The 17,734-nt window shown below is 66.5% G+C and carries 15 protein-coding genes; 4 read left to right on the plus strand and 11 right to left on the minus strand.

All coding sequences use genetic code 11. The features are described 5' to 3' along the window. Positions 1-3: 3 nt before the first annotated feature. Complete coding sequence (locus tag Q7J26_RS05390) at positions 4-1,017, minus strand: DUF6607 family protein (RefSeq protein WP_304935473.1); 1,014 nt, start codon at positions 1,015-1,017, stop codon at positions 4-6. A gap of 6 nt (positions 1,018-1,023) precedes the next feature. Beyond that, positions 1,024-3,228 carry a TonB-dependent hemoglobin/transferrin/lactoferrin family receptor gene (locus Q7J26_RS05395; protein ID WP_304935474.1) on the minus strand — a complete coding sequence of 735 codons (2,205 nt, stop codon included), beginning with the start codon at positions 3,226-3,228 and terminating at the stop codon, positions 1,024-1,026. 111 nt (positions 3,229-3,339) lie between these two features. Between Q7J26_RS05395 and Q7J26_RS05400 the strand changes: the two genes are divergently transcribed. Continuing rightward, entirely contained in the window at positions 3,340-3,876 is a 537-nt protein-coding gene (locus Q7J26_RS05400) for a hypothetical protein (RefSeq protein ID WP_304935475.1), read from the plus strand. Here Q7J26_RS05400 and ychF read toward each other — a convergent pair. From ychF to Q7J26_RS17105, 9 genes are all read right to left on the minus strand, one after another. Beyond that, complete coding sequence (ychF, locus tag Q7J26_RS05405; RefSeq protein ID WP_304935476.1) at positions 3,869-4,963, minus strand: redox-regulated ATPase YchF; 1,095 nt, start codon at positions 4,961-4,963, stop codon at positions 3,869-3,871. The genes Q7J26_RS05400 and ychF overlap by 8 nt on opposite strands. A gap of 69 nt (positions 4,964-5,032) precedes the next feature. Beyond that, on the minus strand, positions 5,033-5,518 hold the full coding sequence (locus tag Q7J26_RS05410) for a copper chaperone PCu(A)C (protein WP_304935477.1): 486 nt from the start codon (positions 5,516-5,518) through the stop codon (positions 5,033-5,035). Positions 5,519-5,531: 13 nt separating this feature from the next. Continuing rightward, positions 5,532-6,887 (minus strand): PepSY domain-containing protein, encoded by a 1,356-nt coding sequence (locus tag Q7J26_RS05415; protein WP_304935478.1) that lies wholly within the window; start codon positions 6,885-6,887, stop codon positions 5,532-5,534. Then, on the minus strand, positions 6,887-8,980 hold the full coding sequence (locus tag Q7J26_RS05420) for a TonB-dependent receptor domain-containing protein (RefSeq protein WP_304935479.1): 2,094 nt from the start codon (positions 8,978-8,980) through the stop codon (positions 6,887-6,889). Before Q7J26_RS05420 ends, Q7J26_RS05415 begins: the two co-directional genes overlap by 1 nt. Positions 8,981-9,046: 66 nt before the next feature. After that, positions 9,047-9,433, minus strand: a complete 387-nt coding sequence (locus Q7J26_RS05425; RefSeq protein WP_304935480.1) for a DUF2946 family protein — start codon at positions 9,431-9,433, stop codon at positions 9,047-9,049. Between the two features lie 37 nt (positions 9,434-9,470). Then, positions 9,471-10,091, minus strand: a complete 621-nt coding sequence (gene pth, locus Q7J26_RS05430) for an aminoacyl-tRNA hydrolase (RefSeq protein ID WP_304935481.1) — start codon at positions 10,089-10,091, stop codon at positions 9,471-9,473. 87 nt (positions 10,092-10,178) lie between these two features. Beyond that, entirely contained in the window at positions 10,179-10,811 is a 633-nt protein-coding gene (locus tag Q7J26_RS05435) for a 50S ribosomal protein L25/general stress protein Ctc (RefSeq protein WP_304935482.1), read from the minus strand. A gap of 166 nt (positions 10,812-10,977) precedes the next feature. Beyond that, entirely contained in the window at positions 10,978-13,263 is a 2,286-nt protein-coding gene (locus Q7J26_RS05440; RefSeq protein WP_304935483.1) for an ATP-binding protein, read from the minus strand. 155 nt (positions 13,264-13,418) lie between these two features. Then, complete coding sequence (locus Q7J26_RS17105; RefSeq protein ID WP_370651913.1) at positions 13,419-13,724, minus strand: hypothetical protein; 306 nt, start codon at positions 13,722-13,724, stop codon at positions 13,419-13,421. Here Q7J26_RS17105 and Q7J26_RS05445 point away from each other — a divergent pair. The 3 genes from Q7J26_RS05445 to pstA all read left to right on the plus strand — a co-directional run bounded on the left by Q7J26_RS05445 (position 13,714) and on the right by pstA (position 17,693). Next, positions 13,714-14,826, plus strand: coding sequence for a sensor histidine kinase (locus Q7J26_RS05445; RefSeq protein ID WP_370651914.1), 1,113 nt, complete (start codon positions 13,714-13,716; stop codon positions 14,824-14,826). The genes Q7J26_RS17105 and Q7J26_RS05445 overlap by 11 nt on opposite strands. 139 nt (positions 14,827-14,965) lie before the next feature. Then, positions 14,966-16,396: a phosphate ABC transporter permease subunit PstC gene (gene pstC, locus Q7J26_RS05450; RefSeq protein ID WP_304935485.1), complete on the plus strand. Its 1,431-nt coding sequence runs from the start codon at positions 14,966-14,968 to the stop codon at positions 16,394-16,396. Beyond that, entirely contained in the window at positions 16,389-17,693 is a 1,305-nt protein-coding gene (pstA, locus tag Q7J26_RS05455; protein WP_304935486.1) for a phosphate ABC transporter permease PstA, read from the plus strand. The genes pstC and pstA overlap by 8 nt, the downstream gene beginning before the upstream one ends. The last annotated feature ends 41 nt before the right edge of the window (positions 17,694-17,734 follow it).

The raw sequence follows: 17,734 nt of genomic DNA on the forward strand, positions 1-17,734 counted from the left end.
CGGTCAGCGTGCGGATGTCGCCTGGGTGATCAGGACACGGGCCTGGGCGATGGCGTCCGCTTCGGCAGCTTCGCCGTCGGCCAGGGACTGGGCCAGGTCCATCAACGGCGCGCCGGTGACGGAGCCGGTCTGGGCCTCCTGCTGCAGATGGACGCCGTTTCCAGCGGCGACGGCGTCGTCCCAGGCCTGGCGCACGGCGGCCCAGAAGCCCTGGGTCTTGGCCCAATAGGCGTCGCCGGCCGCAGGGGAATAGCCGGTCGACCGGTCATAGGTGTTGATCACATCCTCCTGGACCACGGCGACCGGCTGGCCGCCCGCCTCGCCCGACATTTTCACATTGTCCTGGATATGGACCCAGCCGTTCGGCGTCAGGATGTGGCGATTGGTTCCCAGATAGCGGTCATAGACGGGGTTCCGCACTGCATCGCGCCGCGCCAGCGGCCGCCAGCTCGGGTTGGACGTCCAGGCCGACAGGCCGTTGTCATAGGTCCAGCGACCGACGCCGCCATATCGGGGTGAATCGTCGGTCTGCCACACGGTCTGGGACCAGGCGCCGTCGCGTTGATCGGCCGGAACCGGCGTCAGAACCCACTGGTTCGGCCCGGCGTAGGTCAGCACCGTCTGGGGCTGATAGACCCAGTCCTGACGCCAGTGTTTGATGACCATGACCTGGCCCTCATGCTCCATGACCAGGATGTGCTGCAGGCTGATCCGGTCGCCCTGATCATAGACGACGCGGACGATCTCGCTGCCGCCCGACAGCTTCTCTTCCAGCGGGTCGTAATCGGCTTGGAAGCTGACGTTCTCGCGCATGTCGAAATGGACGCGGTACTGGCCCGCCTGGGCGAGGATCGACTGGCGATCCCGTTCGAAGGCGCTGGCGGGGGTGGAAGCAGCAGCCGGGGCGACGGCTCCGGTTTCCAGCGCCTGGGCGGCGGGCGCCCCGGTGGTCAGCAGGGCGGCGGCGATCAGGATGGCGCGCATGGGGCGGGGGCTCTTGATGTCGGAGGTTTGCATGATCGCTTACAGACGCAGGGTCAGGGACAGGCCGAAGTTGCGGCCCGGCTGGGTGTAGGCGTCCTTGATGGCTGAGGTGGCGGACAGGCCGCGCACGTCGCTCCACCAGCCATATTTCTCGTCAAGAACGTTGAAGGCGCCGGCCCGCAGTGTGGCGCGCTCTGTGACGTTCCAATAGGCGGTCACGTCGAGAAGGGTGAAGCTTTCGCCGGTGTAGCAGGCCGATCCGCACGAGAGTTCATAGGTGGCGGCGTCCTTCTTGTCCGACCAGGTCACGACAGCCGAACCGCCCCAGACGCCCGAAGGCGCGGCATAGTTCAGTCCACCCACCAGCTTGATGGGATCGACGCTGCTCAGCTGGGTCTTCTCGCCGTCCGTTTCCTGCTCGCCGTCCGCAAAGGCGGCGGAGACGATCAGGCTGAGGCCATTGCTCCAGGCGATGTCCCCCCGGGCTTCCAGCCCCCAGATGTCGACATTGGTCAGGTTGACGTACTGATAGATCAGCGGATCGACGCCCGGCACGCCCGTGCCCGACACCACCACCTGTTCGATGAAGTTGTCGTAGTGGGTGCTGAAGGCCGTGGTCTGGAGCCGCAGCTCGCCCCCGAAGGCCGCGATGTCGCGGAACCGCAGGCCGCCTTCGATACTGTCGCTGGTCTCGGGCTCCAGGTCCGGGTTGGGGATCGAAGTGTAGCCGTAGACCGGGTTTTCGAAATAGTTGTTCACCTGCATCGGCGACGGGGCGCGGAAGCCCTCGGCGTAGTTGGCGAACAGGCCGAAGTGGCGGTCGGCCCACCAGACGACGCCCAGCTTGGGCGAGATATGGTCTTCCGACTGGCCCGTGGCCGAGGCCGGGAACAGGGCGTCGACTTCCGGCGACAGGTCGTACCAGTCGTAGCGTACGGCGGGGATGATGCTGAGCGCGCCGCCCAGCAGTTCGATCTCGTCCTGAATGAACAGGCCCGCCAACTGATAGTCGGTCTTGGGGAAGGCGCGGGTCGGGAAGGTTTCGCCAACCGGCGGGGTGACGCCGTCGCGGACGCCTTCCTGCGTGGTCATCGACCAGTCGCCGCCGACCGTGACACGGTGTTCCACCGCTCCGCCCGCGCCGAAGACGCGCGCGCCTTGGGCGGCCATGCCGTAGACGGTGTTGTCGAAAGTGGTGTCGCGGACCCGGTCCACGGCGGGCGTGCGATCCTCGTAGGTATATTGGCGGGTGGTCGCGTCCTGCCAGTAGGCGCTGACCGAACCGGTTTCGAAGCCGCCGAAGTCCTGGAAGCGCCACTCGCCCTTCAGGCTGTCGCGCTGGGTTTCGTCATGTCCCGTGACGGCCAGGACCGTGGCCGATTGGGCGGTCAGGGCGTCGCCGTCCATTTCCGAGTCGAGGTGATCATAGGTCAGGCGCAATGAATGGCCGGGCGCCACGTCCCACACCAGCTTGCCCAGGATGGCGTTGGAGACGAAGTCCTGCGGATTGGGTTGGGTCCGGGCCGAACCGACCCCGCCGACCTCGCCCTGGTTCTCCGTCTCCTGATGATCGCGGCGGGTGTAGGCGAGCAGGCCCGAAACCGAACCCGTGCGGCCGGCGAAGGCCAGGCTCTCGGTCCAGCCTTCGTCCGCCGAACTATAGGCCGCCCGCGCCCGCGCGCCGAAATCCTGGCCGCTCTTCAGGAAATCGGACGGATCCTTGGTGGTGAAGGCCACCGCGCCGGCGATCCCGTCCGAACCATACAGGGCCGAGGCGGGGCCGCGCAGGATCTCGACCGACTTGACCATGTCGAGGTCGTTGTAGTCGCCGCGACCGACGGCCTGGGCGCCGAAGCTGAAGCCGCTGGGCAGGCGCACGCCGTCGTTGATGATCAGCACGCGATCCCCGCCCATGCCGCGAATGGTGAAGCCCGAGTTGCCGTCGCGACCTGCGCCCGAACCCGCCAGGCTGAAGCGGGCGGGGGAGGTCGGTACGCTGACGCCCGGTTCGAACCGGATCAGGTCCTTGATGTCGGTGGCCAGCATGGCCTCGATCTGGTCGGCGCTGATGACGCTGACCGTGGCGGGCGTGCGTGACGCCAGGCGTTCGGACCGCGTGCCGATGACGATGACCGGATCGACCTCGGTCGCCGGCGTATCGGGTGTTTCGGCCCGCACGGACGGGGCGATCAGGACCGACCCGAAGGCGGCTGCGGCGGTGGAGAGGAGGAGTAGGTTGCGCATAATGGCCCCGCTTGATGATAGGCAGGGGGTGTTACTGCGAACGATTATCAGAATCAACCGCAATGAAGACGTGGGTTTGAACCTTAGCCTTGGCCGTGGTGTTGTAGGCGGATGAAATATGCGTTGTTCCCGGTGGTTGCGGCCATCGCCCTGCTGACCGCCTGCGGAGATAACGCGGTCAACCCTCCGGATGAGCCGGCCCAGCCGCTCAGGACGCCCGATGCAATGCAGCAGCTCGAGCCGCGGGGGCCGTCGTCGCTGGCCGGTCGCGGCCCGCGCAGTTTTGTGGGAATCTGGGCCGCCAATCCTGTCTGGTGCGCCAATCCCCAGGGGGAGCAGGCGCCGATCACCCTGACGCCGATGCGGTTCGAAGCCCCAGACGCAGCGTGCGACATCGCCCGGATCGACGAGACGGTTTCAGGTTATCTGGCGACCTTGTCCTGCGCCGCTCAGGGAGGACAGGCCAGGACCGAGCGGGTGCATATGGCCGCCACGGGCGACGTGATGAACCTGACCTATATCGACCGGCACATGAAGACGATCAAAGTTGCGCGCTGCCCCGGCTCGCCACGCGCGCCGGATCCCGCCAATCCGTTGGAAAACATGATGAAGAAGGAGCCGGAGGCTACCGCTTCGGATCCTAGTTGAACAGGAAGTTCATCACGTCGCCGTCCTTGACAACATAGGTCTTGCCTTCCGCACGCAGTTTGCCCGCTTCGCGCGCCTTGGCCTCGCCGCGCAGGGCGACGAAGTCTTCGAAGGCGATGGTTTCGGCGCGGATGAAGCCCTTTTCGAAGTCGGTGTGGATGACCCCGGCCGCCTGGGGCGCGGTGTCGCCGACGTTGATCGTCCAGGCGCGGGCTTCCTTGGGGCCGACCGTGAAATAGGTCTGCAGACCCAGCAGCTTGTAGGCTTCGCGGATCAGACGGTTCAGGCCGGGTTCTTCCAGACCCAGGGTCTCGAGGAACTCTTTCTGCTCCTCGTCGTCGAGCACGGCGATCTCGGACTCGATCTGGGCCGAGATGACGACCGAATTGGCGTTGTCCGTGGCGGCGCGGGCGGCGACCTTGTCCGACAGCTCATTGCCCTTGTCGGCCGAACCCTCTTCGACGTTGGAGACATAAAGGGCGGGCAGGGCGGTCAGCAACTGCAGCATGTGCCAGGCCTTGGCGTCCTCCTTGGGCACGTCGGCGGTGCGGGCGGGCTTGCCGGCGTTCAGCTGGGCCAGGGCCAGATCGACCAGTTTCAGCGTCAGGCCGGAGTCCTTGTCGCCGCCCTTGGCGCGCTTCTCCAGCTGGGGCCGGCGGCGTTCCAGGCTTTCCATGTCGGCCAGCATCAGTTCGGTCTCGATGATCTCCAGATCGGCGATCGGATCGATGCGGTTTTCCACATGGGTGATGTCGTCATCGACGAAGCAGCGGGCGACGAAGGCCACGGCGTCGCAGTCGCGGATATTGGCCAGGAACTGGTTGCCCAGGCCCTCGCCCTTGGACGCGCCGCGCACCAGGCCCGCGACATCGACGAAGGTGATGCGGGCTGGGATGATCTCCTTCGACCCTGCGATGTCGGCCAGGGCGTTCAGACGCGCCTCGGGCACGGCCACGTCGCCGGTGTTCGGCTCGATGGTGCAGAACGGATAGTTGGCAGCCTGGGCCGCCGCCGTCTTGGTCAGGGCGTTGAACAGGGTGGACTTGCCGACGTTGGGCAGGCCGACGATCGCGACTTTAAGAGCCATGGTATTCCTCGTGAGCGCGAGCCTTTAGCGGGTTCGATCCCGTTTGTCAGGCTCGCGCTGCAAAAGGCGTCAGTGGGCGCCGTGATCCATGCCCGCCATGGCCGGCTGACGCACCGTCGCCTGAACCATCACCTCGGGCGCCGAGACGAATTTCAGGGTGATGGGCACCGTTTCGCCCGCGACCAGGGGCGCGGTCAGGCCGATCAGCATCAGGTGATTGCCGCCGGGCGCCAGACCGACCGCCTGACCGGCCGGAAGCGGCAGGCCATTGGTCAGTTCGGCCATCTTCATCATGCCGTTCTCGGTCTTCATCTCATGGACCTGAAGCTCGGCCGCGCGGGGGCTGGCGCCGCCGGTCAGGCGGTCGTCGGTCGCGGCGGTCAGGGTGACGTAGCAGCCCCCGGCCTTGGCGCCGTTCGGCGACGGGCGGCACCAGGCGTCGGCGGCGGTCACGGCAGCGGCCGTCGCCTCAGCGGCAGAGGCCGGCTTGTCCGCAGGCGGGTTGCAGGCCGCCAGAATGAGGGCGACGGCGGCGAGGGACAGATGGGTCTTCATGGCGTCGGTTCTTTCAGGAAACGGCGGGACGGCGCCGGATCATCGGCCGCACGGCTCGATCGAGCAATACGGCCAAGACCAGGCTCAGGCCCGTCAGGGGATAGAGGAGGGCGAGGGGCAGGACGATGCCCAGGACGGCGGCCCGGACGCGCGGTCCCGGTGGAGCGGGCGGGGCGCCCAGGCGAAGGCGCGACAGGTTCGGCGGGCGGCGTTTCCACCACATGACCAGGCCGCTGATCGCCAGCAGCCAGACGCCGATACAGCCCAGCAGCATGACGATCCGGTTGACCTGTCCGTACTGGGTCCCCTGGTGGGTGTAGATGCCCCATTCGATGGCCTTGGCGCCTGCGCCGAACCGGTCGTAGCCGAGGTCGGCCAGCACATGGCCCGAGGCGGCGTCGATGTACAGAGATCGGCTGTCCTGGACCCGGCGGGCCTGGGTCGTGATTGTATAGGCCGTACCCGATGCGGCGGGAATGGAGACGGCGTAGGGACGGGCCAGACCCGCGTCGTCGGCTATCTTCAGCACCCGGTCCAGCGCGCCGTGGCCCGCATGGTCGTGGGCCATGACCATGCCGTCCATGGCCCAGCCGGCGCCGAGCGGTTGGTCATGATGTTCGGCGCGTTGCCAGGCTCCGGCGACGGGTGCCGGGGGACGACCCAGGCCGCTGGACTTGACGACATCCATGACCGTATCGCCCCAGAACGCCGACCAGGGCATGCCGGTGACCGCCAGGAACAGCACGACCCCGCCGACATAGACGCCGGTCAGGGCGTGCAGATCGCGCCAGAAGGGACGACGTCGGCTGTCGGTCGTTTGGGGAGAGAAGGTCGCCACGGCCCGCCCGCGCGGCCACCACAGATAGATGCCGGTGGCGAACAGGATGATGGTCCAGCCGGCCACGATCTCGACCAGGATGTTGAACGGCCGACCCAGCAGGGTCAGGCTGTGGGTCTTCTTGACCAGTTCCATGACGCCGCCGGCGGGAATGACGCCGGTGGCGCGGCCGGTGTGCGGATCGACGAAGACCGTCTTCTGCACCCCATCGGGCCGATCCACCCGCAGGCGGACGGCCTGGTCCGCCCCGGCGGGCATGACCAGATTGGCGACCCGACCGCCGCCAGCGGCCTGGGCCGCAGACGCCACCCAGGTCGCCGGCGACGCCTGGGACTGCACCGCAGGCACGCGGATCATGTCGCGATAGAGGGCGCCGTCGATCTCATCCTTGAACAGATATAGACCGCCGGTCAGGGCCAGCAGCATCAGCACGGGCATGACGAAGACGCCGGCGTAGAAATGCCAGCGCCAGACGGCGCGGTAGGCGCCGGACAGATCGTCCGGCGCCGGGGTTGCGGCCTTGCCGGCCATCAGTAGCTCATCCTCACGCCGACATAGGCCGAGCGACCCTCGCCGGGGAAGAAGACGGCGGTCGATACGCCGGCGAGCCTGGCGTCGGTCACGGCGCTGAAGTTCGAAACATAGGCCTCGTCGAACAGGTTGCGGACGTCGGCGAAGACGGTCAGGCCGTCCCGTACGGTCCAGCCCATGTTCAGGTTCGCCACCGTATAGGCGGGCGACTTCAGGGTGTTGGCGTAGTCGACCCACGAATCCGCCATCGACCATTCCACGCTGGGCGCCACGAACCAGCCCGCCGGGTGATCATACCGCAGCTCGGTCCTATAAAGGTGCGGCGGCACGACCGGCAGGTCGTTGTCGCCGTAGACCTTGTCCCCGTCGAAGTAGAAGTCGGAGAAGGCGTAGGTCTGGCGCAGACGCCATTGCGGCGCGATCCGCCAGTCCAGCCCCGCCTCGATGCCTTGGTGAACCGTCGGGCCGGCGTTGAAGGTGGCGGCGGGGATGCCCAGGGCGGCGTTGATGGCGAAGTTCAGCAGTTCGTGGTCCAGGTCGGCGCGATAGGCGGTGACGTCCCAGGTCACCGGGCCGCGGCGACCGCGCGTGCCGACTTCCCAGGTTACGGCCTCCTGCGGGACCAGGGGCTGATAGCCCTCGGCCGTCGGCGACAGGGCCGAGAAGTTGGGCGGCTCGACCGAGCGGGTGACATTGGCGAAGACCTGCTCCCCGCCTTCGCCTTCCCACAACAGGCCAGCGCGGGGTGCGAACCAGTCGAAGCTCTTGTCAACGCTCAGGTCGCTCGTGCCGGAGACGCCGGGGACCACATAGCTCTGATAGTTCCGTTCGGCGCGGCCCCAGGTGCCCCCGGCGACCAGCGCCAGGCGGTCGGTGACGAACAGCCGCCCCTCGCCGAAGACGTCCAGCCCCTTGCCGTTCTGGAAGCTGCGGGCGCGCAGACCGTTCTGCTGTCCGGCCAGGTTGGCCCACTGTTTGGCGTCCAGATCGCCTTGGCGATACCAGGCGCCGTAGAAGGCGTCGGCGCGCAGGCCGGCGACCTGGCCCTGCCAGTCGAAGCGACCGAAGGCGCCATAGTTGCGGCTCTGCTGGTCAATGACCTGGAAGATGGGGTGATCCAGGTCCTTCCAGGTTCCATAGACGGCGCCCTCGAACACGGTGGACTGATCCAGCCGCCAGCGGGTCTGCACCGTCGTGCGGATCGACTGCATGTTGCGCTGATAGTTCAGGCTGACATTGCCCAGATTGGCTTTTTCCGGCTGGGTCAGGGCGTCGTTCAGGCTGACGCTGCCAGGGATTTCCTGGTGGATGTCGCCGCCCGAGACCATCAGGCGCACCTCGCGGTCCTGGCCGAAGCTGCGGCCCACATTGGCGGACAGGTGCAGGGACTTGCCCTCGCTCTGCTGTCGCCAGCCGTCGACGCTCTGGCCGGTGACGGCGGCGAAGCCGTCCCAGTCGCCGCGAACGCCCGCCACCTCGGCATGGGCCCGCACCGTCCCATAGGAGCCGCCGTCCAGACGCAGGCTCAGGTTCGACGCCGCCGTCCGGCCGGTCGGCGTGACCAGATTGACCGCCCCGCCCAGCAGGGCGCCGCCGAAGCGCAGGGCGTTGCCCCCCTTGTAGACCTCAGTATAGCGGGCGATCAGCGGGTCGATCAGCTGGAAGTCGCCAAAGCCGTCGGCCTCGTTGAACGGCACGCCATCCTGGGCCAGCAGGGTGCCGCGATTGTGGCTGGAGTTGCCGATGCCCGAGCCCCGGATCGACAGGCGAATGTCGCCGCCCCACTTCTTCTGGGCATAGACGCCGGGGGCGTCGCGCAGCACGTCGGCGAGGTTGGGCGCATAGCGGTCGGCATAGGATTCGGCCGAGACGACGGCGACTGCGCCCGGAGTGCGGGCCAGACGTTCTCGCGCCTCTGCGACGACGGCGGGATCTTCCGCATTGCGGCGGGCGGTGACGATGACGCTGTCCAGCACCGTCGGCTCCGGGGCCGAACTGGTGGATTGCTGGGCGAGGGCGGGGCTGGCCCATCCCCCACTGGACAGGGCGGCGAGCAACAGGGCGCAGGGCGCCACGGTGGTCTTGAGAGACATGATGATCCTGAAGTCAGAACGGTAAGGACGCGCGGGCGCAGGGCCGGCGCGGGCTTTGGGTCTGGTTCAGGCGTGGGGTGGTGCGGTGGACGGCGGGCGCGGTGGGGCGCGGGCTGGCGGCGGGGGGCTGACGCGGGCGGGCGAATAGACGACGGTCTCGACCGTGCGGATGACCGGCGCGGGTTCGGGCGCGGGGGGAGTGGGCAGGGCGGCGGCCAGGGGCACGACGCAGGCGGCGCACTTGGCCCCCAGATGCTTGTTGACCGGACCGTCCATGCCGCCGGACTGAATGGTCTGCGGCCCTTCGGCGGAACAGATGATCAGGGGCTGTCCGGGCTGAACCGAGGCCAGGGCCGCGAAGGGCAGCAGGGTTCCGAGCACGAGGGCGAACACCGCCGCCAGGAAGGCGAGCGACTGGGCTGTCGACCAATGATCGGACTGCGAACGGTTCACGCCTCGCCTCTACGGGCTTTCGCGAAAGGCGTACAGGCTACAGTTCGCCGCGCGCCGCCTGTCGGGGGCTGAACTTGGGCGCGGGGGCCAGGCGCAGGACCTCGCCCTGATAGCGTTCGTCATCGCCGGCGGCGGCGAAGGGCAGGGCGTCGGCGCAGGCCTGGAGCAGGGCGTCCAGCCACGGCTGTTCGGCCTTGTGGAAGTCGCCCAGGACATGGGGCATGACCATCTCCTTCTCGCCGGGATGGCCGATCCCCATGCGCGCGCGACGGAAGTCGGCGCCCAGGTGGCTGATCAGCGAACGCACGCCGTTCTGTCCGGCGGCGCCCCCGCCGGTCTTCATGCGGAACCGCCCCGGCGCCAGGTCGATCTCATCATGGAAGACGATGATCTCGGACGGCTTGATCTTGTAGAAGCGCGCGGCCTCGCCGACGGCCCGGCCGCTCTCGTTCATATAGGTCTGGGGCTTCATCAGCAGGACCTTGACCGGTCCATCCGCCGTCTCGACCTGGCCTTCGCTGACGATCGACTGGAACTTGGCCCGCTCGGGCCCGAAGCGCCAGCGGCGCGCGATCTCGTCGGCGGCCATGAAGCCGATGTTGTGGCGGTTCTTCTCGTATTTGGCGCCCGGATTGCCGAGCCCGGCGATGATGATCATGGCGTCCTCATGCCGTGTACGCCGCCCAAAGAAAAGCCCCGCCGCGGCGAACCGGGCGGGGCCTGATCTTGTCGATCCGACGAAGGCTTAGCCTTCGGTCTTCTCGGTCGGAGCGGCGTCAGCGTCGGCGGCTTCATCGGCGGCGGCCGACAGGGCGGCGGACGAGACCTTGATGGTGGCGATCACGAAGTCGCGGTCGGTGATGGTCGGCTCGACGCCCTTGGGCAGTTCGATGTCCGAGAAGCGGATGGTGTCGCCCATCTGCGCCTTGGCCAGATCGACGACCAGTTCATCAGGAATGCTGTCGGCCTTGACCAGGATTTCGACCGCGTGACGGACGACTTCCAGCGAGCCGCCCTGACGGACGAACGGCGCGTCATCGGCGTTCTTGAAGTGAACCGACACTTCGATCTTGATCGGGGCGTGCTGATCGACGCGCATCAGGTCGAAGTGCATCGGGCGGTCCGATACCGGGTCGAACTGCACGTCCTTGGCGATGACCGGCTGGGTCTCTTCGCCGTACTTCAGCGTGACCAGGTGGCCCAGCAGCTTGCCGGTGTAGAGGGACTTGCGGAAGTCCTTCTCGTTCACCGAAATGGAGACGGGGGCCTTGTCGCCGCCGTACAGGACGCCCGGCACGAAACCGGCGCGACGGGCGGCGCGTGCGCTGCCGGTGCCGACGCCATCGCGGACGTCCACGTTCAGAATGATCTCGGCCATCTGGCTCGCCTCAACAACAACGGAAACACCGCGCCAACCCTGGGCCCGCGCGGCGGGGGTCATGAACCCTCGAATTCAAGAGCGCGGGCTATTACACGCATCATGATGGATGTGCAACCGCCCTGACGGTAAATGCAACGGTCGAAGAGGCTTACGCCGCTTTCGATCAGGCCGCCTTCGCCGCATCTTTGAGCAAGGCGCCCGGATCGGCGACGATTGCAAGCAGTTCCGCCGTGTTGAACGGTTTGGCCAGATGATGATCGGCCCCTGCCGCCTGTCCGGCGGCGACGTGTTCGGGCATGGCGTTGGCCGTCAGCATGACGATGGGGGTGCGGCGGCCGCCTGAGGTCGCTTCGTACAGGCGAATCTCCTGAGTCGCCGTCAGCCCGTCCATGATCGGCATCTGCATGTCCATCAGCACCAGATCGAAGTCGCCGGCGCGGAACGCCTCCACCGCCTGCGCGCCGTTCTCGGTCATGAAGATTTCCGAAGAAATCTGACTCAGGATCAGCTCTAGGACACGGCGGTTTGTCGGATGGTCGTCGGCGACCAGCACCCGCATGGGGCGTTGTTCGCCGTTTGCGGCGGGCGATGCGGCGATTTCGACCTGCGCCGGCGCTTCGCAGGAGACCAGGGGAAGGGTCAGGATGAAGGCGGAACCGCCGCCCGGTTCGCTTTCGCAATCCAGATCGCCGCCCATCATCTCCGCCAACTGACGGCAGATCGACAGGCCCAGTCCCGAGCCGCCGAATCGGCGAGTGATGCCGCCGTCGGCCTGTTCGAAGCGGCTGAACAGGCGCTCGCGCGTGGCGGCGTCGAAGCCGATTCCCGTGTCCTCGACCATGAAGCGCAGGGTGGGCGCACCCTCCTTGTCCGGACCGCGCTGGACGGTCAGACCGACGAAGCCCTGGCTGGTGAACTTGACGGAGTTCGAGATCAGATTGGTCAGGATCTGCTTCAGCCGCACCACGTCTCCCCGGATCCAGAGACCCGCGTCCACGTCGATATCAATGTGGAAGCCCAGATGCTTCTCACGCGCGTTTTCGGCATAGAGCTGCGCGGCTTCACGCACGGCCTTTTCCAGTTCGAAGGCGTCGTTGGTCAGCTCAAGCTTGCCTGATTCGACCCGCGCGAGATCCAGGATGTCGCTGAGCAAAGTCTGGAGCGTGCGGCCCGAGGCCTGCATCAGGTCCAGCATCTCGCGCTGTTCCGCCGTGAGGTCGGTCTTGGACAGGGCTTGAGACAGACCGATCACGCCGTTCAAAGGCGTGCGAATCTCGTGGCTCATATTCGCAAGGAACTGGCTCTTGGCGACATTGGCCGCCTCGGCCGCGTCTCGCGCCTCGCCCAGGGCTCGGGCGTCCCGCTTCAAGGCCGTGATGTCATTGCAGACCGTGACCGTACCCCCCTCGGCGGTGCGTCGGTCTTGAATCTGCAGCCATTGGTCTCCGGCTACCCGCTGTTCTATCGTTGATGCGCCTTGGCGGCGCACACGGATGCGTTCGGTGATCCATTCGTCCTCGCGGCCGATGGCTTCGTCATATCGGCCTTCATTGATGCCGATCTGGAGGACTTCGCGAAAAGTCATTCCGACCCTGAGGAAGGGCGCCAGCTCAGGATTCACCTCGACGTAGCGCGCATTCCACAGCACCAGGCGATCATCCGCGTCGTAGAAGCCCAGTCCGTCCGACATGGCTTCGACCGCTTCACGAATATGACCCAGGGCGTTGGCCCGTGCCGTATAGGCCATGAAGACCAGGGCGCCGCCGATACCGACGATGGCCAGGGCGATGACGAAGACCAGGGTTCGCATGGCGTCGGGCGAGAGGCCGGACTGCGGACCCACGGTGGGGTCCGGCGTCACGGTTATGGCGGCCATGCCGACGAAATGCAGGAAGACGATAGACAGTGAGGCGCCAAGAACCGTCGTCGCTAACCGTCTCAATCCTCCAGGTTGATGGACGAAGGCGCTAGTTCCGCCGATCATCAGACCCCCGACGATGGACACGACCACGAGCTCGGGCCGCCAACTCAGATGCATGGGCGCCTGAAGCGCCGCCATTCCCAGATAATGCATGGCGGCGACGCCTGAGACGGCGATGAGGGCGCCCATGACGCGGCGCCAACGGTCGTCGCCGCTCAAGGCTGCGAAAAGGGCCACGCCCATCGCGACCAGGATCACCAGGGCGGAGGTCAGGGTCAGGGTCACGTCGTAGGTGAGGGCGCCGACGCCGACATAACCCTGCATGGCGATGAAATGGGTGGACCAAATCGTGACTGAGGCGATCAATCCCGCCGAGATTGCGAGGCGCCGACGGCGTTCGCCGTCGGTGATGCGGGCGCGCTCCATGAAGCGGGAGGCGGAACCCATGCCCACGAGGCATACGATGACGGCCAGCAGGGTCACCCGCCAGTCGTGATCACGCACGATGCAATAAAGTATCCGGTCCACGGCGTCCCCTTCAGCGCCATGCTGGACGAAACTCCTAAACAAACGGTGCGGCCACGCTTGGAAAAAACAACCTCTTCTGTCGGCGCGCCGTCACAGAATCCGTGCAAGGATTGGATTCCTTAGGCTGCTCACACGAATCTGGCGCCGCATATGCCTTATGAATCCTCGCCTTCGCCGGTGGCGCCGATCTCGACTTCCCGTTTCTGGACGGTGGGCATCAGCATCGTGATCGCCTTGGTTGTGATGGTGGGGCTCGCGTTCATCCATCCGGAGATTGCGAATTGGTTGGTCGGAGGCGCGGTTGTCGTCGCGGCTTCAGCCTGGATCTTGAACGTGCAGTCGCCTTCGGTCGCGCCTCTGCCTGAAACATTGGGAGCGCCGATCGAACGGTCGGCGGATCCGATGACTGCGCAACTCTTGGACCGGGTGTTCGAGGCCTTGGACGATCCCGTGTTGATCATCAGCGGGGGCGAACCCGACGACATCGCGGGCCGCCGGGTCGTCATGGCCAACAAGGCGGCGCGCGACCTGCTCCGTATCCAGAGGCAGGGCGCCTTGCTGGTTCAGGTGATCCGGGAGCCGGGCGTGCTGGAAGCCGTAGACGAGGCCCTGTTCGGCGGCGTCTCTCGTACCACCGACTACGCCACCGGAGGGCAGCGCGACCGGCGCTGGCGCGCCTGGACACGGCCTCTGGGCGACGGAGAAGGAAAAGGGCAGGGCGCTCTCGCCCTCGTCATTCTTCGCGACGAGACCGATGCGCGGCGCACCGAAATGATGCGTGTCGACTTCCTGGCCAACGCCAGTCATGAACTCCGCACGCCACTGGCGTCGTTGAGCGGCTTCATCGAGACGCTCAAGGGGCATGCGCGCGATGATGTGGCGGCCCGCGATCGCTTCCTCGACATCATGTCGGCCCAGGCGGATCGGATGGGACGGCTGGTCGCGGACCTGCTGTCGCTCAGCCGGATCGAACTGAACGAGCATATTCCGCCGTCCGGGCGGGTCGATCTGGATCGCGCGGCCTCCGACGTCGTCGACGCCGTCAGCGTGTTGACGCAAGAAAAACAGGTCGATGTCGTCGTCGATCAGGGAGAGGCGAGGGCCTCGATCAGCGGCGACCGGGACGAGATATTGCAGGTGGTGCAGAACCTGCTCGACAACGCCGTCAAATATTCGCCCAAGGGCGGAACGGTGGAGATTTCGGTGCGGTCCGATCTGTCGTTCGACGAGGCCTGGGCCTCGCGCATGCCGGGCGCGACGCGGCTACCCCTGGTGACGCCCGATCGGGCGGTCGGTGTCCTCTATGCGGCCGTCACAGTTCGCGACCACGGACCGGGCATGGCGCGGGAGCATCTGCCGCGGCTGACGGAACGCTTCTATCGGGTCGAGGGCCAGAAGAGCGGCGAACGCCAGGGGACCGGACTGGGTCTGGCCATCGTCAAACACATCATAAACCGCCACCAGGGCGGGCTGGTGGTGGAAAGCGCGCCCGGGCTTGGGGCCGCGTTCACGGCCTGGTTCCCCATGGTGATCGAGCGTCGCGACGTCCGAACGGCCGCCTGATGGCGTGAGGACCGGCGCTGTTACCGAACTGTCATCAACCCGTCTTATTCCGCTGACCATTCGCAGGCAGTAGTCGCGCCGCGTCGAAGCCGGATTCCCGGTCTCCATTCGATTCGCGCCTGCCCGCTTCGGACCCGGAATGATCTGGATTTATTTGCTGATCCTCATCGCGCTCAGCGCCGCCGCCTTTGTCGGCGGACGCGAGTTGGCGCGTCGTCGCGCCGTCGGCGCGCACCCTCATTCGCGCCCGGGCCAGCACGGCGCCTACGCCATGATCTGGGTGGCTGCGCCCGCCCTGCTGGTCCTGATCCTTCTGAGCGTCTTCTCGGCGCCGCTGGAGCGCCAGTTGACCGCCGCCGGCACGCCCGATGTGGTGGCCGAGCTTGAGCATTTCCGCCGCGACGCCTTCTTCGCCGACGCCCACCGGGTCGGTCGGGGCGAGCCCGCCCTGCAGATCTGGGAGCGCCCGCTTGCCGAACAGCTTCCCGTCGAGGCTCGCCGCATGGTGCGTATCGAACGGACGCTGCAATGGGGCGGCGGGGTCGCCGCCATCCTGGCCGCCATCCTCGGCGGTCTGTTCGCCCTGACCCAGATCAAGCCCCAGACCCGCGCCCGCAACCGGGTCGAGGGCTGGATCTACGGCGCCCTGTTCATCTGTTCGGCCATCGCCGTGCTGACGACCCTGGGCATCATCGCCTCTCTGGCCTTCGACTCCTTCCGCTTCTTCCAGAAGGTGCCGATCTTCGACTTCCTGTTCGGCACCCAGTGGAGCCCTCAGATCGCCATCCGCGCCGACCAGGTGGGATCGACCGGCGCCTTCGGGGCCGTGCCCCTGTTCGTCGGCACAATGCTGATCATGTCGATCGCCATGTGCGTGGCGGCGCCGATCGGTCTGCTGTCGGCCATCTATCTTTCGGAATACGCCAGCCGCACCACACGGGCCGTCATCAAGCCTCTGCTCGAGATTCTCGCCGGCGTGCCGACCGTGGTCTACGGCTTCTTCGCCGCCCTGACGGTGGGGCCCATCCTGCGGGTCTTCTTCAACGAGATCGGTCTGTTCCTGATGGGCGGACCGCTGGACGGACTGGGTCAGTATCTGGCCCTGGTTCAGAACCAGATGGCCCTGACGGCCGGCGCCGTGATGGGCATCATGTTGATCCCCTTCGTCTCGTCCCTGTCGGACGACATTCTGAACGCGGTGCCGCAGTCCCTGCGTGACGGCTCGTTCGCCATGGGGGCGACCAAGTCCGAGACGGTCAAGCGGGTCCTGTTGCCCGCCGCCCTGCCGGGCATCGCCGGCGCCCTGCTGCTGGCCGTGTCGCGGGCCATCGGCGAGACCATGATCGTGACCATGGCCGCCGGCCTGGCCGCCAACCTGACTTTCAATCCGCTGGATACGGTGACGACCGTCACGGTGCAGATCGTGACCCTGCTGACCGGCGACCAGGAGTTCAACAGCGCCAAGACCCTGTCGGCCTTCGGCCTGGGACTGACCCTGTTCATGGTGACTCTGGTGCTGAACATCATCGCTCACCGGATCGTCCAGACCTATCGGGAACAATATGACTGACGCGACCCCCGATCAGATCGACGGCGCGGCCGCAAAAGGGCGGCTGGATCGTCTGCGCGCCGGCCTGAAGCGCCGTCACGCGAAAGAGACTCGGTTCAAGTGGTACGGCCGTCTGGCCATCGCCGCCGCCATGATCTTCCTGGCGATCCTGATGGTGCGCATCGTCGCCCAGGGCCACACCGCCTTCTACACCCACACAGTCACCGTGCCGGTCTATATGGATCCAGCACGGGTGGATCGGGCCTATCCCCAGGGGTCCAACTTCGAACAGCTGGCGGCCGAGCAGCAGCTGAAGCGCTGGGGCATTCAGGACGATGCGGCGGGCGCCGCCTCCCGCCAGATGAAGGCCCTGTTTTCTTCCGAGCTGAAGTTCGTCGCCGCCGACCTGGTCGCCAAGCGGTCGGACGTCATCGGCGAGACCGTGCCCTTGGCCGTGCCTCTGTCGGACGAGGCGGACCTGTATCTGAAGGGCGAAATCTCGAAGGATACGCCGGAAGACCAGCGCCGTCTGACCGACCAGCAGCTCGCCTGGCTGGACCGGATGCAGGCCGAAGGCGTCGTCGGTTCGCACTTCAATACCGCCCTGTTCACCAACGGCGACTCGACCCAGCCGGAACTGGCTGGCGTGCTGGGGGCCGTAGTCGGTTCGGCCCTGATGCTGATGGTCACGGCCCTGATCGCCATTCCGCTGGGCGTCGGCGCCGCCGTCTGGCTGGAAGAGTTCGCCCCGAAGAACAAGCTGACCGACATCATCGAGGTCAACATCAACAACCTCGCCGCCGTGCCGTCGATCGTCTACGGCCTGCTGGGTCTGGCTCTGTTCATCAACTGGATGCATCTGCCGCGCGCCAGTCCGATCGTCGGTGGTCTGGTTCTGGCCCTGATGGCACTGCCGACCCTGGTGATCGCCACGCGCTCGGCGCTGAAGGCCGTCCCGCCGTCCATTCGCGAAGCCGCCCTGGCCATGGGCGCCTCCAAGACCCAGACGGTGTTCAGCCACGTCCTGCCTCTGGCCATGCCCGGCGTGATGACCGGCGCGATCATCTCCATGGCGCACGCCCTGGGCGAGACCGCACCGCTGCTGCTGATCGGCATGGTCAGCTTCGTTCCCGGCGTGCCGCATGCGATCGACCAGCCGGTCGGCGCCCTGCCTTCGCTGATCTACATCTGGGAGAACGCCTCCGAGCGGGCGTTCCACGAACGCACCGCTGCTGCGATCATCGTTCTTCTGGTCTTCATGATCATCATGAACACGGCGGCCATCATCCTGAGGCGGCGCTTCGAGCGTCGGTGGTAAGAGAATGAAATTCCGTATTTTCCGTTCTGCCGAAGACCAGA

Source organism: Brevundimonas sp. (genome assembly GCF_030656255.1).
Classification (GTDB): Bacteria; Pseudomonadota; Alphaproteobacteria; order Caulobacterales; family Caulobacteraceae; genus Brevundimonas.